At 66.4% G+C, this 17,396-nt stretch carries 16 protein-coding genes; 6 read left to right on the top strand and 10 right to left on the bottom strand.

Annotated features, from left to right (window positions below; translation table 11 throughout):
• Positions 1-48: 48 nt before the first annotated feature.
• The 5 genes from D187_RS17280 to D187_RS57870 form a co-directional block, all read right to left on the bottom strand.
• Positions 49-801 (bottom strand): SagB/ThcOx family dehydrogenase, encoded by a 753-nt coding sequence (locus D187_RS17280; RefSeq protein WP_051256396.1) that lies wholly within the window; start codon positions 799-801, stop codon positions 49-51.
• On the bottom strand, positions 782-1,864 hold the full coding sequence (locus D187_RS17275) for a SagB/ThcOx family dehydrogenase (protein ID WP_002628667.1): 1,083 nt from the start codon (positions 1,862-1,864) through the stop codon (positions 782-784). The genes D187_RS17280 and D187_RS17275 overlap by 20 nt, the downstream gene beginning before the upstream one ends.
• 3 nt (positions 1,865-1,867) lie before the next feature.
• Positions 1,868-2,947: a SagB/ThcOx family dehydrogenase gene (locus D187_RS17270; RefSeq protein ID WP_002628666.1), complete on the bottom strand. Its 1,080-nt coding sequence runs from the start codon at positions 2,945-2,947 to the stop codon at positions 1,868-1,870.
• A 329-nt stretch (positions 2,948-3,276) separates the two neighbouring features.
• On the bottom strand, positions 3,277-3,426 hold the full coding sequence (locus tag D187_RS55205; RefSeq protein ID WP_002628665.1) for a hypothetical protein: 150 nt from the start codon (positions 3,424-3,426) through the stop codon (positions 3,277-3,279).
• 74 nt (positions 3,427-3,500) lie between these two features.
• Positions 3,501-3,770, bottom strand: a complete 270-nt coding sequence (locus D187_RS57870) for a Plug domain-containing protein (RefSeq protein WP_002628664.1) — start codon at positions 3,768-3,770, stop codon at positions 3,501-3,503.
• Positions 3,771-3,783: 13 nt separating this feature from the next.
• Between D187_RS57870 and D187_RS17260 the strand changes: the two genes are divergently transcribed.
• Together D187_RS17260 and D187_RS17255 are read left to right on the top strand one after the other, a co-directional pair.
• Complete coding sequence (locus D187_RS17260) at positions 3,784-3,981, top strand: hypothetical protein (RefSeq protein ID WP_002628663.1); 198 nt, start codon at positions 3,784-3,786, stop codon at positions 3,979-3,981.
• 143 nt (positions 3,982-4,124) lie between these two features.
• Positions 4,125-6,176: a TonB-dependent receptor gene (locus D187_RS17255; RefSeq protein WP_002628662.1), complete on the top strand. Its 2,052-nt coding sequence runs from the start codon at positions 4,125-4,127 to the stop codon at positions 6,174-6,176.
• Here D187_RS17255 and D187_RS17250 read toward each other — a convergent pair.
• From D187_RS17250 to D187_RS50010, 3 genes are all read right to left on the bottom strand, one after another.
• Positions 6,173-6,577 (bottom strand): NUDIX domain-containing protein, encoded by a 405-nt coding sequence (locus tag D187_RS17250; protein ID WP_043430237.1) that lies wholly within the window; start codon positions 6,575-6,577, stop codon positions 6,173-6,175. The genes D187_RS17255 and D187_RS17250 overlap by 4 nt on opposite strands.
• 149 nt (positions 6,578-6,726) lie before the next feature.
• Positions 6,727-8,631 (bottom strand): family 43 glycosylhydrolase, encoded by a 1,905-nt coding sequence (locus tag D187_RS17245; protein WP_245591744.1) that lies wholly within the window; start codon positions 8,629-8,631, stop codon positions 6,727-6,729.
• A gap of 163 nt (positions 8,632-8,794) precedes the next feature.
• Entirely contained in the window at positions 8,795-11,395 is a 2,601-nt protein-coding gene (locus D187_RS50010) for a sensor histidine kinase (RefSeq protein ID WP_002628659.1), read from the bottom strand.
• Positions 11,396-11,616: 221 nt separating this feature from the next.
• On the opposite strand from D187_RS50010, the gene D187_RS17235 reads away from it, so the two are divergent.
• The 3 genes from D187_RS17235 (at position 11,617) to D187_RS17230 (ending at position 13,158) form a co-directional block, all read left to right on the top strand.
• Positions 11,617-12,297, top strand: coding sequence for an esterase/lipase family protein (locus D187_RS17235; protein WP_020918094.1), 681 nt, complete (start codon positions 11,617-11,619; stop codon positions 12,295-12,297).
• Between the two features lie 92 nt (positions 12,298-12,389).
• On the top strand, positions 12,390-12,593 hold the full coding sequence (locus tag D187_RS55200; RefSeq protein ID WP_002628656.1) for a hypothetical protein: 204 nt from the start codon (positions 12,390-12,392) through the stop codon (positions 12,591-12,593).
• Between the two features lie 94 nt (positions 12,594-12,687).
• Positions 12,688-13,158: a carboxymuconolactone decarboxylase family protein gene (locus tag D187_RS17230; protein WP_002628655.1), complete on the top strand. Its 471-nt coding sequence runs from the start codon at positions 12,688-12,690 to the stop codon at positions 13,156-13,158.
• A gap of 5 nt (positions 13,159-13,163) precedes the next feature.
• Here the strand turns inward: D187_RS17230 and D187_RS17225 are convergent, their stop codons facing one another.
• Positions 13,164-13,469: a hypothetical protein gene (locus D187_RS17225; protein WP_002628654.1), complete on the bottom strand. Its 306-nt coding sequence runs from the start codon at positions 13,467-13,469 to the stop codon at positions 13,164-13,166.
• Between the two features lie 371 nt (positions 13,470-13,840).
• Between D187_RS17225 and D187_RS17220 the strand changes: the two genes are divergently transcribed.
• Entirely contained in the window at positions 13,841-15,772 is a 1,932-nt protein-coding gene (locus D187_RS17220; protein ID WP_002628652.1) for a DUF6055 domain-containing protein, read from the top strand.
• 51 nt (positions 15,773-15,823) lie between these two features.
• Here D187_RS17220 and D187_RS17215 read toward each other — a convergent pair whose 3' ends face one another.
• The gene (locus D187_RS17215) at positions 15,824-17,311 is read right to left on the bottom strand and encodes an SLC13 family permease (protein ID WP_076606179.1); all 1,488 of its coding nucleotides are present in this window, start codon (positions 17,309-17,311) and stop codon (positions 15,824-15,826) included.
• Between the last annotated feature and the right edge of the window lie 85 nt (positions 17,312-17,396).

The following is a 17,396-nucleotide window of genomic DNA, read 5'->3' as shown; positions in this document are numbered from 1 at the left end:
CGTCGAGATACACTAGGCTCAAGAAAGGGCACGGTTCTTCGCTCATCATCAGCCCTGGTGGCACCCGAGCAATACGCTATACACGACAAAGCTGTCCGACCCCTCGAGGTGAAAGGCCCGATTGACTACGTCGTCGTCGAACCCGCCAAGGGCCACGTGCGGTACGTCGAGGAGTGAGGCGGCGAGGCAGAGGTTCTGGCCCGCGTGGCCCGCTTCAAGGTGCAGGAACCGGTAGCCGCGCTCGCCATAGACAGCGGCAATCCTAGACAGGTCTCCAATCATCACCACCAACGCCGCCGAGCCATCGAAGTTCACATGGCGGGTGACATACCAAGTCTGAAGCTCCATCGGCGCCGGGACCTCAGGCTCGGGAGTCAGCTCGCCGTTATGATGGTCGAAGGCATAGACCTGCGGTGCGAGTCCCTCTACGGCCCGGACGACCACCCGGAGCCGCAGCGGATAGACCGAGCCACTCGAAGGAACGGTGCGACGGCCAGACTCAAGCCCGCCGTACGTCGCCCACAGCAGGGTCATCAGCTCGTGCTGGGCGAGCGGGGTATTGCCGAAGGTGCGCGTCGAGCGGCGCCGTTCCAGGGCGGAGAGCAACGACCCGCCGAGCTGTTCTCGGGTGTGAGGGGGCGCAGAGGCGGCCGCCGTCAACGTCCGGGCAGGCAGCGTGGGTGGGTGCGGGAAATGGCCGAAGCTCGAGACCCGGTGGTGCGCTAGCGAAGCCCAGAAGTAGAAGCGCTTGCCGGCAGCGAGCGGCGCAACAGGGTCGTGTTCATCCGGCAGTGACGACATAGAGGATGCCCTCGTCATAGCCGTTCACACCGACCAGCCGGTCGGCCTCGTCGTTCAAGAGGTTCGGGGTGAGGAAGGTGTGCAGGTCCATCGCGGTGGCCAGCACCAAGTACTTCTGCGCGAGTTCCGCCACGTTGACCATCAGGTTCCGGTATGCTCGCGGGTGGCGGTATCGGTACATGTATCGCTTCCATGCCGCCGAGATCAGGAACGAGCAGGCCCCCGCAGCGGAAAGCGCCTGGCCGATGCACACCTTCTGGACGTCCTGGCGCACCGACCCCTCCTTCACGAGCACGAGCGAGCGGTCACGCGGGGAGTAGTGATAGAGGCCCGGCGCCAAGCCCACGACATCGTAGACCGCCACGTACGTCTCGAGCGCCGAGAACGCAGAGTTGAGTAGCATCGTTCCCGGGTTCGACTCCACCTCGCGCTCGGCGCGCTCCCGTAGCGCGACCGTCTCAAGGTTCGCGGTGGTGAGCATCCGGCTCAGCACATCGAGCGAGATGCGCCTCACCTTGTACGGGCGGTTGGAGCGTCGCCGCAGAAGCACGTCGGCGAGATGCTCATTTCGCGGGAATGGCGCGGGCGGAGGGAGCTGAATGCGTTGAGCGTCGGGGTACTCCTTCCAGAATGGGGGGAGCTTCTCGGCCTCCATCAGCGACCGGAAGGTCTGATCGTTCGTCTGTCGCGGGTCAGCGGCGCCGTCGTCCTCATACTTCAAGTCCTTGGACCGGAGGTGGAGGATGAGACCATCGAGCCAGTTACGGTCCACCCAGTGCTTCACTGCGGGCAACTCGGGCCGCTCCTCATCGCCGGAGACGAGGACATGGTGGGTGATGAGATCCTCGATGACATCCGCGGCCTCATGCTCCGAAACCTCAAGCTTCTCCTGGGCCAAGCGCAAGGTCTGCTCGCGGCTGCAGGTCGAGCGCACCGCCGCGAGGAGTTCGAGGAAGCGCGGGCTGGGGAACTCAACCGTCTCGCCCTCAAGCAGCAGATCGCAATGAATGGCACGGTCGAAACGGATCCGGAAAAGTGGGTTGAGCTTGAGCGTCGAGAGCATGGGTCACCCTGCCAGCGAATAGGCCATCGGCGCTTCGAAATAGCCGTCGAGCTCAAGAAATGAGCGCACCTCTTCATCGTGAAACGAGTAGGCGCTGTAAGCGGGTCTGGAGAGCGAGGACAGCAACAGTGAGAACGTCGTCATCAGATGCCCGATGTCGTGGTGCATCACGCGGTACGAGAACGACTCGCGATAGCGGAACATGCTGCGTGCGAAGATGGACGTATAGACGAACGCGACGCGCGGCCGGAAGTTCGGGCGGTCCTCTCTGCAGATGATGTGCTCCCGGAGGAACCGCGTATGGTTACCTGCGACGAGCAGCTCAAGACCGTGCCGTTTCACGCTGTAATGATAGAGGCCCGGCTCCAAGCCTTCGACGTCAATCACGAGCGGATACACCTCCGTGGGATGGCGGCTGCCACCCGACGGGCTGGTCTTCGCGACGTGCTCACCGGTGACGAACAGCCGCCGCACTGCGGTTTGTCCGTAGGCAAGCTTGGTCAACCACGAGAACTCGCGCAGCGTCATTGGCAAATCGCGCGGCGCGCCCTGCCGGCCAATGAACGCATCCTCGACCGAGCCGTGCTCCAGGTCGACATTGCTCTCAAGCGCGATGAACGGCTTGTTTGTGAACTCCTTGTACTGGGGCGGTGGGGTCTCGGCTTTGACAAACGACTCCATCATCTGGATGTCGGCTGCGCGTCCGTCCTGCCGATAGTTGAACCGCTCGATGTGGTTGATGGTCCAGTGGAACCGAAATGGCTCATCCCACCCGTACCGGCTCCATTCTTCTTGCGCGCGGAAGCCGTCCGCTTGGTCATCCGCATCCATGACCAGCATGCCGGCGCCCAGGAGTTCGTCGATAGTCGCCTCGGCGGCATCCGAATCTGCGTTCATCCGCTCGCAGATCAGGCGACTCACCTGCCCCCGGTCGATCCACTCACGACACTGCTCCAACAGGGTGACGAAGGAGCGCTCTTCCAACAGACCACCATCCACCTGCCGATTGAGGTGAGGGCTGAGGATGGTGAAGCCTAGAGGACTGTTGAGTGCAACGAGCCCAGGAGCCAGCCGAAGTTTCATCTTGTCCTAGTTCCCTAGGGAGTCGGGGGCACAAAAAACCAAGGTTCCGTGCTCCTAATCACATGGAACCTTGGTAGGTGTTGAGCAGGAGCCAGCAGGCAGGCTATGCTTTCACACGAATGACACCTGCATCCTGCGACTACGCCACCCGAACTGAATTTGGCCAGGGGGTACAACCGTTGAGGCCGAGAAATCGAGCCCTGGAGTCAGCCCGCTGAACGGAATTACTTCGCTTGGCTTAGCTACCTACGAGTGGCGCTGCATGTGGTGGTCGGTCGGCTTGACCCAACACCTGTTCATGGGATGCTGCAATACATAAACCGGCGAACTCAGGGGCCTGGACCGTCGGTGCAACCCTGCATAGCGGCCTTGATGCCAGTCTTCACGGTCTTGATGCGGAACAGGCTCTTCTCCGCCTTCTTCTCGTCAGACTTCGGGAGTTCAATCGCGCTCTCCGCGACTTTCTTCTCGTTGTCCATTGGGTGTCCTTTGTTGTGCAGCGTGGTAACTCCCGCTTAGGTAGCGAGAGCTTCAACTTATACCGTAAGTGAATCTAGATGGTCAAGCGCAAGAGTAACTTGCGCAGTGGACACTGGGTGTACGCGTTCACTGGATTGTCCATTCTGTTGTGCTTGCATAATTGCGACGGAGCGTTCGTTCCCTTGACCACCTCCATGCGCTCGATCTCCAGCGGGAAGACCGACTTGAGATCGCTCACACCGATGTGCAGGTTGCTGGCGATGCCGTCGATGAGCAGCCGGGTGTGGCGGTCTCCCCCTGGGTGCTGAAGCCGCGGAGGCCCAGCTCGGAGCCGACTCGTCATCAACTTCCAGACGGTGAGCCAGAACTACTACAACGACCTGAAGTCCAAGTCCCAGTTCGCCATGATTTGCAACCACGGCAGGGGGCACTCCATCCCCACGGACGCGCGCGCGGCGGTCTGGCAGTTCCTCCAGGCCCACCCCTTCGGCACCGTCCCGTCTCCCTACGCGGGCGGACTGCCGAGCACCATGCCGAGCTACTGCCAGCGATGAGCCGCCAGGGCCGCACCGCCTCCGGGTAGATGCAACCCGGCTACAAAAGTAATTGCATTGAAGAAATCCGCCGACCTAGGGTCCGCGCGCGCCAGTCAGGGCGCGCGAGGACACCTGTGAAGCGAAGAACCCCCTCCCCTCTCATGGCCACGCTGCTGTTGGCGCGGCCAGCGCTCGCCGCGGCCCAGCCGGCACAGCCCCCGCCGCCCGCCTCCACGCCCGCCCGGGAGCCGCCACCCGAGGGCAGCGAGGACACGGCCCTCACCCTGGGAGAGGTCGTCCAGGTGCAGGGTCGGGGCGTGGGCCCGCTCTCCAGCGCCGAGGTGCTCACCTCCGTCAACATCCTCGGCCGGGAACAGCTCGAGCAGGAGAACGCCAACGAGCCCCTGGAGCTGCTGCGACGCGCTCCCGCCGTCTACGTGGACACCTACAACCAGGGCGTCGTCGGCTCCGAGCTGGGCCTCCGTGGCTTCAGCACCCAGGGGGAGACCGCCCACACCCGGCTGCTCATCGACGGCATCCCCAGCAACCTGCACATCGGTGTGAGCGATCTCAAGTCGGTCTTCCCACTGGAGATCGAGCGCATGGAGGTGGTCAAGGGAACGAACGATCCGCGCTACGGCCTCAACAACGTGGCCGGCAACGTCAACGTGCACACCCGGCGCGGCGGCAACGAGCGCAAGGTGCGCCTGCTGGGCGGCAGCTTCGTCACGCTGGAGCCCCAGGTCCTGGCGGGGTTCGACGACGGGCGGCTGGCCCAGACGTACTTCGCCGCGTACCGCCACGGCAACGGCTACCGCGCGAACTCGGACACGAACCGGCTGGCCGCCTCCGGCAAGTGGTTCCTCGAACTCGATGAGCGCTCGCGGGTGGGTCTCATCCTCCGGGGCATGAACCTGGCGGCCCAGGCCCCCGGCTACCTCACGCTCGACGAGGTGCGCCTGGACCCCACCGCCTCGGTGGACTACGCGAACCGCGACGGAGGCGCGCAGCGCAACCTGCACGCCAGCCTGCACGTCGACCACGACTTCTCCTCGTCCCTCTCCTGGTCCCTCAAGGCCTACGGGCAGGGCTTCCGGCGAACCCGCTGGGTGCGCCAGAGCACCGAGTCCAGCCAGCAGGAGCGCATCGAGAACGAGAAGCAGTACGGCGCCCTCTCCGTGCTCACGCTGCGCACCGATGAGCTGGGCCTCGAGGGCTTCTCCGCCGAGTGGGGCGTGGACTACCAGTTCCAGGACAACCTCCACCAGCGCTACCGCACCCGCGAGCGCGAGCGCACCGGGGCCCCGGTGCGCCACCACGACTTCGGCTTCCACTCCTTCGGCTCCTACCTTCAGGCGCGAGCCTGGCCCCTGGACACGCTCAAGCTCGTGGCCGGCCTGCGGGTGGACGGTCTGGCGGGCCGCTTCCACGACCGGCTCTCGGGGAAGGAGTACGGCATCAACGACTCCGGCCCCATCTGGCAGCCCAAGCTGAGCGCCGTCTTCACGCCGCTGTATGGCCACAACCTGTACGCCAACTATGGCCGCACCTTCCAGACGGGGGTGGGCCTCGGCGCCTACCGGACCCAGGCCGAGCCCCTGGCCCCCTCGCTCAACGACGGCTGGGAGGTGGGTTACAAGACCAACCCCGTCTCCTGGCTCACCGGGCGCGTGTCCTACTGGCGGCAGTACGCGAGCAACGAGGTCCAGCTCAGGTTCGACAACTCGGGCGACTCGGAGAACGTGGGCCAGACACTGCGCCGGGGCTTCGACGTGGAGCTCAACCTCCAGCCCCTGGAGCCGCTCCTGGTGTGGGGCGCCTTCAGCCGCCACGTCTCCGAGCAGGTGGAGCCGGGGCTGGCCTTCCCCGCGCGCAAGGGCAAGGAGCTGGACCACGTGCCGGACTTCAGCGCCAAGGCGGGCGTGGACTACCGGCCCCTGCCCGCCCTGCGCACCTCGCTGTGGATGTACGCGCAGGGGGACTACTACCTGGACAAGGAGAACACCCTCGGCCAGTACGGCGACTACCTGACGCTCAACCTGGACCTGTCCTACGAGCTGACGTCCTGGCTCCAGGTGGCCGTGCAGGTGAAGAACCTGCTCGACGCCCGCTACTCCTCGTCCGTGTGGTACCGGAACTTCGAGGCGAACGCCGTCCTCTACAACCCCGCCGACGGGCGATCCTTCTACGTCTCCACCACGGCGACCTTCTAGCGTTCATCCCCCCGAGCCAACGCCGTCCGGGTCGACAAGGTCAGGGGTTGTGGCAGGGCATCCAGCGCGAACCAGCCCACCTCGGCCAGGGCCGCCGGTTCGCGGTTGATCGGCTCGCCCCGGACGATATGGGCCCGGTAGACCGGCGACACCCAATGGGTGCCCGCCGCCACGTCGATCTGATCGACGAGGCACAGCAGCCCGTCGAGAGCGATCTCCACGCCCAGTTCCTCGGCGATCTCCCGGACCACGGCGGCTCGCAGCGTCTCGCCGAAGTCGACCTTGCCGCCCGGCAGACCCCAATGGTCCGCCTCGGGCATGCGTCGGCGCCGCACCAGCAGCAGTCTTCGGTCCGGGTCTTGGATGAATGCGCCGACACCAACACGGGGTTGTGGATCCATGTCGCTCCCCACGGGGTTGAAACCGGGACGGTAGCGTACAAGGCAGCGAAGTGCCTGGCTCCAGGTGTTCCTGGAGCCCTGACGGTCGAAAGAGAGCGAGCCCATCGACCACAGGGTCCCAGAAGGTCCGGAGTTCTCCGACTCGAGCGCTACGGCGCGAAGATCTTCACCGACGACATCTTGTCGTTGGCGTCCGCCGGGATCAGCGACGTATCCGCCGTGAACTTCCACATCGTTCCGAGGAAGTTGTCGTCCGCATAGACCTGCACCGTCCAGCCGGCGGGGACGCGGAGCGAGCTCATCCAGTCGTTGGGGACGCCCGCCGCGATGAGCTGCGTGTACGTGTAGCTCCCGGCGCCCAGCGAGACTCCGAGACCGCCGTACCCGCCATCCGCGTAGAAGACGACTCCGGGCGGCTTCGTGGCATTCACGTTGTCGAACGCGGCCGCGCTGTCATGGGCCCGGAGTCCAAGCGCCCCCGAGGCATACGTGGCGTCGACGGCCGTGACGATGGGGGCCGACGAACGGTTCAGATAGACCGAGATGCGGTCGCCGTTGGCCACGACCGAGAGGTGGTAGGTGACATTCGGATCGATCGTCGCGGCGGCGCTCGCGAGCTCGGTCCAGGTCCCTCCGCCCGCCTTGCCCAGCACCACCCTGTCGCTGCCCGCGGAGATGCCGGCATAGTACCCCTTGTAGGCGTCGAGCCCGGCGCCCGGGCTGCTCACCCGGAAGATCAACCCAGCGTCTCCGGAGGCACCCGGCGTGATGTCGGCCTCATAGGACAGCGCGGAGTAATTGGTGTTCAGCAAGGCCTTCGCATCCTGCACCTGCGGGGTGGCATACCGGCCGTTCGACACGGACCACGTCGCGCCGTAGGTGGTCCAGCCCAGCGAGTTGCCATCACAGAAGTTGTCCTGGCTGCTCATCTCCACCGGCTTGATGGTCCCGTCGGCGTTGAAGGACATGCGATCATAGGAGAGCACGCGGTGATTCCCGTCCGTCTCTCCGAGCGGACGGCGGTGATAGAAGATGTACCAGTCGTCCGTCCCAGGGACGTTGACCACCGTGTTGTGGCCCGAACCGGTGGCGATGGCCGCGTTCTGGCTGAGGATCGTCCCCACCTTGGGGAAGGGCCCCAGCGGCGAGTTGGCAATGGCATACGACACGCGATAGTCCGGCCCCGTCCACCCGCCCTCGGACCACATCAGGTAATACTTCCCGTTGCGCTTGAACATCAGCGCGCCCTCGACGTAGCCCGACGGCGTGATCTCCTTGAAGGACGTGCTGTCCACGCTGATCATGTCATTGTTGACCTTGACGACATTGCAGTGACCATGGCCGCCATAATAGAGATACGCTTGGCCGTCATCGTCGATGAAGATGTTCTGATCGATCGGCTGCGCTCCGTTGATGAACTGGCCGATCAGCGGGCGGCCGATCGCGTCGACGTAGGGCCCAGCGGGGTTGTTGGACTTCGCGACCCCGATACCGCCCACCTTTCCATCGCCCTGCTGGATGTCGTTGGCTCCGAAGTAGAGGTAATAGGTGTTGTTGCGGAAGATGGGCGACGGCGCCCAGATCGCCCGGGTTGCCCAGGACACGTTCGCCTTGTCCAGGACCCTGGAATGCTTCGTCCAGTGGATGAGATCCGTGGACGAGAAGGCGTCCAGATAGGTCTGCTGGTCATAAGGAGCGGAGTACGTCGGATAGACCCAGTACACGCCGTTGTAGATCTTCATGTCGGGATCGGCGTACCAGCCGCCCACGAAGGGATTGCCAGAGGTGCCGGGCGAACACTCCGGCCCCAGGGGCACGCTGCCCGGCGATTCATTGCCAGGGCCCGCTCCCCCAGAGTCGGAACCAGGTGTGGGCGACACGTCCGAGCCGCCGCTGCCTCCGCTGGGGACGTCGTCCCCTCCCGTGTTCTGGGAGGGCGTCGTCCCGTCGCCACAATGGAGCGTGGCGGCCAGGAGCAGCGGCGCCAGGCGGCCCAACCCGGGACGCAGCCATGTGCCCCCTGAAGGCAATGAACCACGGTCTTCGCGAGTCACCGCAGCTGTGTCCAAACGACGGCCTGCACGTCCATCATCGAGCGTCGATTTCATGGCCCGCATCCTGCGTCGATCAGGTCCATGCCTCAAGATAAATTCGAGTTTATCCTGGATTCCAGAAACAACCAGTCAATACAAACCCTTGGGCCGCCTGTCATCGGACTCAGGGGTGCGCGAGCATGGCATGCATCCCGGGTGGGAGCGCCACCGTGAAGGTCGAGCCCCGGCCCGGCTCGCTCTCCACCAGGATGGAGCCCCCGAACGCCTGGACGATCTGCTGCGTGATGTGGAGCCCCAGGCCCAGCCCGCCATAGTGACGCTCGGACACGGCGCGCTCGAATTTGCCGAAGATGCGCGAGCGGTGCTCCGGCGCGATGCCGATGCCCTCGTCCCGCACCGACAGCCGCGCCACGCCCTCTTCCGCCCAGACGCGCACGTGCACGGGCCGGCCCGCTCCGTATTTGAGCGCGTTGGTCAGCAGGTTGGTCACCACCTGCTCCAGCCGCACCCGGTCCCACTCGCCCACCACGGGCGGTCCGGCCCATAACTCCACCGAGCAGCCCGCGCGCGCGGCCTCGTCCGAGAACTGCGAGAGCACGTCCCGCGCGATCGCCATCAGGTCCACCTGCTCCAGATGAAGCGGGAGCCGGCCCTGTGCCAACCGGGAGACGTCCAGCAAATCATTCACCAGCCCCGACAACTTGCGCACCTGGGCCTCGCAGATCCGCGAGGCCCGGAGCACGCGCTCCGGGTCCACGGGCCGACCCTCCGTCGAGTCGACCACCCGCCGCAGTCCCTGGAGTTGAAGCCGCAGCGGCGTGAGCGGCGTCTTCAGTTCGTGCGAGGCGACCGCGAGGAACTCGTCGCGCAGACGCACCGCGCGCTGCGAATCCGTGAAGAGCCGCGTGCTCTCCAGCGCCGCCGCCACGCGGTGCGCCAGTTCCTGACCCAGGGAGATGTCCTCGGGGCCGAAGCGCCGCCGCTGCGAGCAGGCGCCCAGGGTGACGAGGCCCAGGGTGCGCTCGTGCGAGCGCAGCGGCACCACCAGCACCGAGCAGGTCCCGTCCGACAGGTCCTCGACCTCGGGCACGGCGCCCGAGGCCAGGAAGCGCCACGTCTCCACGCCGAAGTCCTGGAAGAGCAGCGGCTCGCCCGAGTGCATCGCGTCCAGCAGGGCCCCCCCCGAATCACTCAGCGGGGGCAACGGCCATGCCCGCCGCAGCCGCTCCTCGCGCCCCTCCTCCCGGTGGGCCACGGCCGCCCTGCGCAGCATCCCCTCGGGGGTAGCCAGGTCGATGACACACCACGAGGCCACCGAGAAACTCGCCAGACCCGCCACGTCCTGGAGCGTGGCGTCGGACACCTCCAGCGACTGGCCCAGGACGCGGCTGGCCGTGGCGAGGAAGCGCAGCGCACCTTCCGCCCGCTTGAGGTCCGACAGATCCAACACGAAGGTGAGGACGCGCTCCTGCTCCTCCACCCACGCCGAGCCCGTCAGCACCGGCACCCGGCCGCCATCCCCGCGCAGCAGCTCCATCTCGAAGGTGGGGGGGGACGCGCCGCGCGTCCACAGCTCGCCAGCGATCGATTCCTCCTCCTGAGGCAACAACATGCGCCAGTGCAGGCGGCCCCGCCGCACCTCCTCCCGATCGTGGCCGACGAGCGAGAGGAAGGTGTCATTGGCCTCGAGCAGGAGTCCGTCCTGGTCACAGAAGGACAGCCCCATCATGTCGGACTCCATGATGCGGCGGAACACACACTCCCCCTCGCGCAGGGCCCGCTCCATCCGCAACCGCTCGGAGATGTCATCGAGGACGGCCACCGCGGCCGTCACCTGGCCCTCCGCGTCGCGCACCGGTCCAGCGCTCACCTCGAGCGTGAGCGTGGAGCCCTCGGTGTCGGGAAATTCCATGACATCGCCGCGCACCACCTCTCCAGAGAGGGCACGAACCAGGGGCCACTCGCTCGGAGGATAGGGGCGCCCATCCGGGTGGAAACCACGGAGGGCCGAGTACTCCTTCAGGCTCCAGTCGAGTTGCACGGGGAGAGGACATTTGCCGAGCCGCAGCGCCCGATCATTGGCCATCACCATCCGGCCACTCGGGGCTTCGGCGAGGAGGACGCCTTGGGGCAGTTGCTGGAGCACGGCCTGGAGGCGGCGGTGCTCCAATTCCAACAAACGGCGGTGCTCCTCGGCCTCGGACCGCGCCCGCTCCGCCTCCTCGCGCAACTCCCGCTCGCGCGCATAGAGGAGGGCACGCTCCAACGCCTGCGCGCATTGTCTGGAGAGGAGACAGGCGAAGTCCTTGTCCTCCGCCGTGAAGCCCCCCCCCAGCGGGAAGCCAACCGCAAACACACCCAGGAACCGTCGCTCCACGTGCAGCGGCAGGAACGCCCACGCGCCATTCTGGCTCAGCGGCATGTCGTCGAGGGCCGGGTAGAGCTGGCGGAAGGACGCCAGCGACTCGACCCAGACGGGCTTCTCCGTGCGCGCGGCCTGCGCGATGGGGACGGGCTCGGTCACGGGCAGCCAACGCCAGCGCTCGAGTGCAGCCTCGGGCATCCCCATCGCTTGAACCAGGTGCAGCATCCCGGGCGCCGCGAGCAGATAGATGCAAGCCTCGCACGCCCCCATGGCCGGCCCCGCCTGCCGGACGATGACACTGGCCACCTGCTCGGGCGTGAGCGCCTGGGACAGCTCACTCGTCACCTTCTGCAAGCGCAGCAGCCGCTCCATCGATTGTCGCGCCGCCCGCTGCCGCATCTCACTCAATCGGACCCCGCCCGTGGTCAGGAGCACACCCACAGGGTCAACAACGCCCGTGACGTTTGTTCCTCCCGTCCCGAGGAACCCGGCCGCCGCTGGAGAGTACGCTTCATTCCACGCCTCTTGACTCATCACGGGGAGTCATCGATCGCGGATGGACTTGTTGCATGTCGGGAACGACGAGCCCCGGTAGGTTGAGCGCTCTCCCTGGGGGAACGATGAAGAACCCGTTGAGGCACACCACCCTGGCATCACGCGAGCGGTTGCCCGTGTTGCTGGTGCACGGCATCGATGACGATGCGCGCTCCCTGGCGCCGCTCGCGGACGGGTTGACGCGGGCCGGTTTCCAGGACGTGCATCGCGTCGAGCTGAAGCCCAACAACGGGGCGGCGCCCATCTCCGTGCTGGCCGAGCAGGTGGCCGAGGCGGCCAACAACCTGCGCGCGCGAACGGGCCATGCGCGAGTCGACGTGGTGGCCTTCAGCATGGGGGCGCTCGTCAGCCGCTACTACCTGCAGCGGTTGGAGGGCCGCAACCACGTGCGCCGCTTCGTGTCCATCTCCGGCCCCCATGCGGGAACGCTGATGGGGTGGCTGCGAGCCAACCCCGGGGCACGGGACATGCGGCCCGGGAGCGAGCTGCTGCGGGGGCTCGCCGCGGATGAGGCCCCCTTCGGGGACGTCCAGGTCTTCACCCTCTGGACGCCGCTCGACCTGATGATCCTCCCCGCTCGCTCCTCCCAGCTCGCAGGAGCGAGGGAGCGCACCATCCCCGTCGTCCTCCACCCGCTGATGCTGCGCGATGGGCGGGTCCTGCGCTCGGTGCAAGAGGCCCTCTCGGTGGAGCGTCCGGAGGACTTCCCGCCCCCGCCGGGCATCCCCTCCCCAGGCACGCCCTGAACCCCGACCCCGCACGCCCCAGGGCCCCCCTCCCTCCCTTCCCTGGCTTCGAGTCGCGGTAGAAACCCGTCACCGCTCCATGCCTCGAAAGCATGCACCTGACAGGCTGGCTGCCCCGGGGAATGGATGATCGCATCGCCTCCGAGCGCGCGGCCTCCGTGGGCATCCGCACCTCCCCCCTCTCCGCGTTCCGGCGCCAGACCTCGGGACGTGGCGCACTGCTGCTGGGCTACGCCGGGGTGCCGGAGCGGGACATTTCCGAGGGAGTCCGGAGGCTGGCCCAGGCCCTCCGCTGACGCCCCGCTCCCCAAAGTGGCCCCATGACTTCGCGTGCAAGTGGCTCTCGTCCGGGGAGGAGCCCCTCATTAGAAACCTCCCAGGAGGAAGCACATGAAAGCACGCATCAACGTCGCGGCGGTCTCCCCTGGGGCGTACCGGGCCATGCTGGGCCTCGAGAAGTACCTGAGCGAGTGCGGTCTGGAGGAGGGATTGCTCCATCTCATCAAGCTGCGAGCCTCTCAGCTCAACGGCTGCGCCTACTGCATCGACATGCACTGGAAGGACGCACGCGCGCTCGGAGAGACGGAGCAGCGCCTGTACGGGCTGAATGCCTGGGAGGAGAGCCCCTACTACTCGGACCGGGAGCGAGCGGCCTTCGCGTGGACCGAGTCCCTCACCCACCTCGGGGAAGGACACGTGCCGGACTCCGTCTATGAGGCCGTGAAGCCGCACTTCTCCGAACGGGAACTGGCCGACCTGACACTCGCCGTGGTCACCATCAACGCGTGGAACCGGCTCGCCATCGCCTCCCGCACGGTCCCAGGCGGATACACTCCCGCGGCGCACGCCCGGAAGGGGTAGGGCCGTCATCTCCAGCCCGTACGGGCGCGAAGTGCCCGCGCGGCGGCCGAGGACTCGGAGACGATGCGCTCGGGCTCCAAGGCCGTCAGCCGGCCCTGGCGCTTGAGCACCCGTCCGTCCACGAAGTGGAGTGCCTCCGCGGCTGACTTGATGGCCGTGATGTCCTCGGGTGTACGCGATTCCTCACCCGCCAGCTTCTCGAGCTGATGAAGTATACCCTCTAGATTGAATTTCCTGGATGTAAGGGAGGCTTTCTCTTCCAGCAGCGACTGAAGCAGATTTGGGTAGCCAGGTATGAGCGGCATCTCCATCCTGGGTGTCCTTGATGACGAGTACGAAGCTCATGAACTCTTCATCCGCTTCTCCAGGGGTCTATCAATGAAAGACATTGCCATTCGGTAGGGTCTCCCTCTCCTTCCTTGGGTGTAGGGCCAGGGTACGGCGACTCATCACAATCGCCCACACCGCGGGAAGGAGGTGCTCTTCGCACCCCAACTCGCCGCGGAGACCGCCTTCTGGAGTCGCAGGATGTGCGTTCTTGATTTCTCATTTTCATACATAAGCTTTTTATACGGCTTTTACTTGATATGATGAGGTATACCCATCTCAAGGCACTACCGCCCTTCTTTGGCCGGATGCGCCAGGGATTCAAGTCGCCGAACAGAAGAGGAGGAGTCAAAGCATGATCATCCACAGGAGCTTGCGTTCCCCTGCCCTGCTGCTCGTGCTGGGCATCTTCGGAACCGGATGTCTTCCGGACGAAGGCACGACGCGGGAAGAGGGCGTCTCCGGTGAATGCACCAGCGGAGAATGTAACAGCGGCGAAACGGCGGGCAGCAGCGAGTCCAGTGGCAGCGGCGAAAGCCAGCTGGCGACCGCGTGTGATCCCGGAACCACGACGACGGCCTGGGCGACGAGCTGTCCGACCGCTCCGCCGACTTGCACCGCGGGAACCTGGAAGGCGGGCGGACCGGATCCGGATCACACCAACTTCAAGCTGATCAAGGAGTCCGCGCACTTCGCCATCTATTCGGACGAGGCCATCTCCGACTCCACGGCCCAGTCCGCGCTCGACACGCTCGAGAACACGATCTGGAAGTTCTATTTCGGCTCGCCGATCTACTTCAAGGAGCCGCTCTGCAACCTGACGAACAAGACCAAGGCCAGCATCCACGTGCATTCCGGATGGGGTCTCTCCGGCGGCGCCTGGTCCTCGACGCGGATGGGTATGTGGATCGGCCCCGGTGCGCTCAATGATCACTGGGGGCTCGGGCACGAGTTCATGCACGCCGTGCAGAGCGTGAGCGGAGGCATGACGTGCAACCAGTCGAACACCTGCGGCTGGATCTACGAGAGCCACGCCAACTTCATGCCGCACCAGCTCCCCGAGTACCGCGGCGAGGTGCACTGCTCCGAGATGTCCGTGAACGCGCCGCACGTCTATCTGGGCTCGACGCGTGACCGTTATTGCAACTGGCAGTTCATGGAGTTCTTGAAGGACAAATACTGCTACAGCGCGGTCAACGAAATCTGGACGAGCAGCCCGAGCAACGATCCCTTCTCGCAAATCATGAAGACGCGCGGCTGGAACATCAGCCAGCTGAACGACTTCTTCGGCGAGTGGGCGATGCACAACGTGACCTGGGATTACAAGGATCCGCCCCCCACCAGCGGAGGCAACCAGGGCCCGACCTACCGCGCGCGGTATGGCTCGATCACGACGAAGTCGAGGCCGGAGCAGCGCCTGCGGCTGACCCAGCTCGAACCGCTGGACGGGAACTACGCGACGAATCGGCGCTTCGTGACGCCGAGCAACTGGGCGCCGCAGCGCTGGGGCTACAACATCGTGCGGCTCTACCCGGAAACGGGCGCCACGAGCGTGACCGTGACCTTCCGCGGCGTGACGCAGAGCGGAGCGGACTCCGATTGGCGCTGGGGGCTCGTCGCCACGGACAGCGCCATCACCACGCCACGCTATAGCGCCATGCAGCGCGGCTCGGACAGCACGCTCGAGTTCTGCATCACTCCCGGCGAATCGCTCTTCCTCGTCGTGGTCGGAACGCCCGCGGTGCAGAAGCAGATCGTCTGGGACCAGATGTACAACACCATTCATCGCTACCCCTGGATGGTGCAGCTCGCGAATGCCTGGCCCGAGGGGTTCAAGAACGGCAGCCAGGACGCCTGCCCCACGGGAACGAAGCGTCACTCGAACGGCGGCGGCTGCGTCACCAGCAGCGTTCCGGCGAGCGTGTACGTCGGCCCCTACGCGCAGGTGCTCGGCGGGAGCGTGAGCGGCTCGGCGCGCATCGAGGATCACGCGGTGGTCCTGTCGGGCAACGTCTCCGGCGGCACCGTCACCGGGCTGTCGGTGCTGACGAACGGCTTCGGCGTGAGCGGCTCGGCCAGGGTCGCCTCCACGTTCTACCCGCTCGGCTTCTACGAGGGCCAGCAGTCGGTCTCGGGCACGGCGCAGGTCTTCGGTGATGTCGAATACCGGGGCGTGGGCCTGAACAAGTCGAGCGGCTCCTACTCCGGTTTCGTCGACTCGAGCACCCCGTCCCTCTCGAACCCGACGGACGTCACGATCGCGCCGCCCTACGCCTGGCGGCCGTAGCGCCAACGAACGGGGTGGCCACGGCGGCGCGCGACAAGGGACCGTCCGCGCTCAGCCGAGCACGAAGCGAACCCAGACGAGCCCATAGAGGGTGAGCACGGCGGAGGCGAGCAGATCCAACGCCCCGCCGCGCTTCATCATCGTGGGCAGGCGCACATAGCCGCTGCCGAAGACGATGGCGTTGGGCGGAGTGCCCGCGGGCAGGGCGAAGTCGCACGACGCGGCGAAGGCGCTCACCGCGAGCAGGGGGAGCGAGCCGGGCAGCACGTTGAGCAGCACGTTCACGGTGGCGGTGTTGGAGGCCACGGCGGACAGGGCCACGGTGGACAGGGCCACGGCGCCGTACTGCGCGAGGAGGCCCAGGGACTCCAGACCCGCCAGGCGCCCCCCCAGGTAGGAGGACAGGCCGCTGCCCTCGATGCCAGCGGCGAGCGCGAAGCCTCCTCCCAACAGCAGCAGTGTGTCCCAGGGCACCCGGGCCAGTGCTCCTCGGGACAGCCGCCCCAGCAACACCAGCGTCCCGGCGGCGAGCATCGCCACGGCCGCCTCGTAATGCTTCCCCAGCAGTTTGAAGCCCCCGAAGGCCGAGGCCACCCACGGGGTCAGCACGTCGCGCAAGAAGTCCCCGCCCATCCACAGTGCCGCGGCCACCAGGAAGACGGAGCCCACCACCTTCTCGCCCCCCGACAGGGGCCCGAGCGCGGCCAGTTCCCGCTCAATGAGGTCCGAGCCCCGCCCGGGGCCGAGCGCGTCCAGGCGTCCCTCGCGCCACAGCACCCACCAGACGAGCGGCAGGAAGAGGAGGACGAAGGGCAGGGCCGCCACCATGTACTCGAGAAAGCCCACTTCGGTGGCCAGCCGCCGCGAGGCCACGCCCGCGAAGACGGAGTTGGTGGGACTGCCGATCTTCGTGCCAATCCCTCCGATGTTGGAGCCGTAGGCGACCGAGAGCATCAGCGCGGCGCCGAAATGCCCGAGCCGGCGGCCCTCGGTGGACTCGAGCTGGGAGACGAGCGCCATGCCGATGGGCACCATCATCACGGCGGTGGCGGTGTTGGAGATCCACAGCGAGACGGACGCGGTGGCCAGGAGCATGCCGAGCAGCAACCGCTGGGGCTCGGTGCCGATGGTGCGCATGATGAGCAGGGCGATGCGCCGGTGCAGGTGCCACTGCTCCAGGGCGGCGCCCAGGGCCATACCCCCCAGGAAGAGGAAGATGTAGGGGTCCACGTAGGGCAAGGCGGAGCGGCCCACGGAGGAGGGAAGGCCGCGCACGCCGAAGACGCCCAGCGAGGGGAAGAGGACGAGCGGGAGCAGGGAGGTCCAGGCCATGGGGACGGCCTCGGTGAACCACCAGAGGGCCATCCAGGCGGCCACGGCGGCGGCCGCCGCCGGGCGGTGGCCGGCACCGGGGACCTCGTGGAGCCCCGAGGGGATGAGCAGCAGGGCCGCGGCGGCGAGCGGCCCGGCGAGCAGTCCGAGCAGGCGCACACGGGACGACGAGGTCGGGGTCGCACTCCGGGTCGGGTCGGAAGCCACGGACCCACCGTGGCACAGGTGCCACGCGCGAGGCCCATGTTCGCCCGGCCGAGGACGCCGTCGGATGGTTCACGTTTGGAGGCAG

The organism is Cystobacter fuscus DSM 2262 (assembly GCF_000335475.2).
GTDB classification, from domain to species: domain Bacteria; phylum Myxococcota; class Myxococcia; order Myxococcales; family Myxococcaceae; genus Cystobacter; species Cystobacter fuscus.
This window is presented reverse-complemented; position numbering and strand designations above follow the sequence as displayed.

What these genes read in the sequence shown, in the direction of transcription:
- D187_RS17280 (WP_051256396.1), bottom strand. Translation starts at nt 801, where the DNA reads ATGTCGTCACTGCCGGATGAACACGACCCTGTTGCGCCGCTCGCTGCC.
- D187_RS17275 (WP_002628667.1), bottom strand. Translation starts at nt 1,864, where the DNA reads ATGCTCTCGACGCTCAAGCTCAACCCACTTTTCCGGATCCGTTTCGAC.
- D187_RS17270 (WP_002628666.1), bottom strand. Translation starts at nt 2,947, where the DNA reads ATGAAACTTCGGCTGGCTCCTGGGCTCGTTGCACTCAACAGTCCTCTA.
- D187_RS55205 (WP_002628665.1), bottom strand. Translation starts at nt 3,426, where the DNA reads ATGGACAACGAGAAGAAAGTCGCGGAGAGCGCGATTGAACTCCCGAAG.
- D187_RS57870 (WP_002628664.1), bottom strand. Translation starts at nt 3,770, where the DNA reads ATGACGAGTCGGCTCCGAGCTGGGCCTCCGCGGCTTCAGCACCCAGGG.
- D187_RS17255 (WP_002628662.1), top strand. Translation starts at nt 4,125, where the DNA reads ATGGCCACGCTGCTGTTGGCGCGGCCAGCGCTCGCCGCGGCCCAGCCG.
- D187_RS17250 (WP_043430237.1), bottom strand. Translation starts at nt 6,577, where the DNA reads ATGGATCCACAACCCCGTGTTGGTGTCGGCGCATTCATCCAAGACCCG.
- D187_RS50010 (WP_002628659.1), bottom strand. Translation starts at nt 11,395, where the DNA reads ATGCGGCAGCGGGCGGCGCGACAATCGATGGAGCGGCTGCTGCGCTTG.
- D187_RS17235 (WP_020918094.1), top strand. Translation starts at nt 11,617, where the DNA reads ATGAAGAACCCGTTGAGGCACACCACCCTGGCATCACGCGAGCGGTTG.
- D187_RS55200 (WP_002628656.1), top strand. Translation starts at nt 12,390, where the DNA reads ATGCACCTGACAGGCTGGCTGCCCCGGGGAATGGATGATCGCATCGCC.
- D187_RS17230 (WP_002628655.1), top strand. Translation starts at nt 12,688, where the DNA reads ATGAAAGCACGCATCAACGTCGCGGCGGTCTCCCCTGGGGCGTACCGG.
- D187_RS17225 (WP_002628654.1), bottom strand. Translation starts at nt 13,469, where the DNA reads ATGGAGATGCCGCTCATACCTGGCTACCCAAATCTGCTTCAGTCGCTG.
- D187_RS17220 (WP_002628652.1), top strand. Translation starts at nt 13,841, where the DNA reads ATGATCATCCACAGGAGCTTGCGTTCCCCTGCCCTGCTGCTCGTGCTG.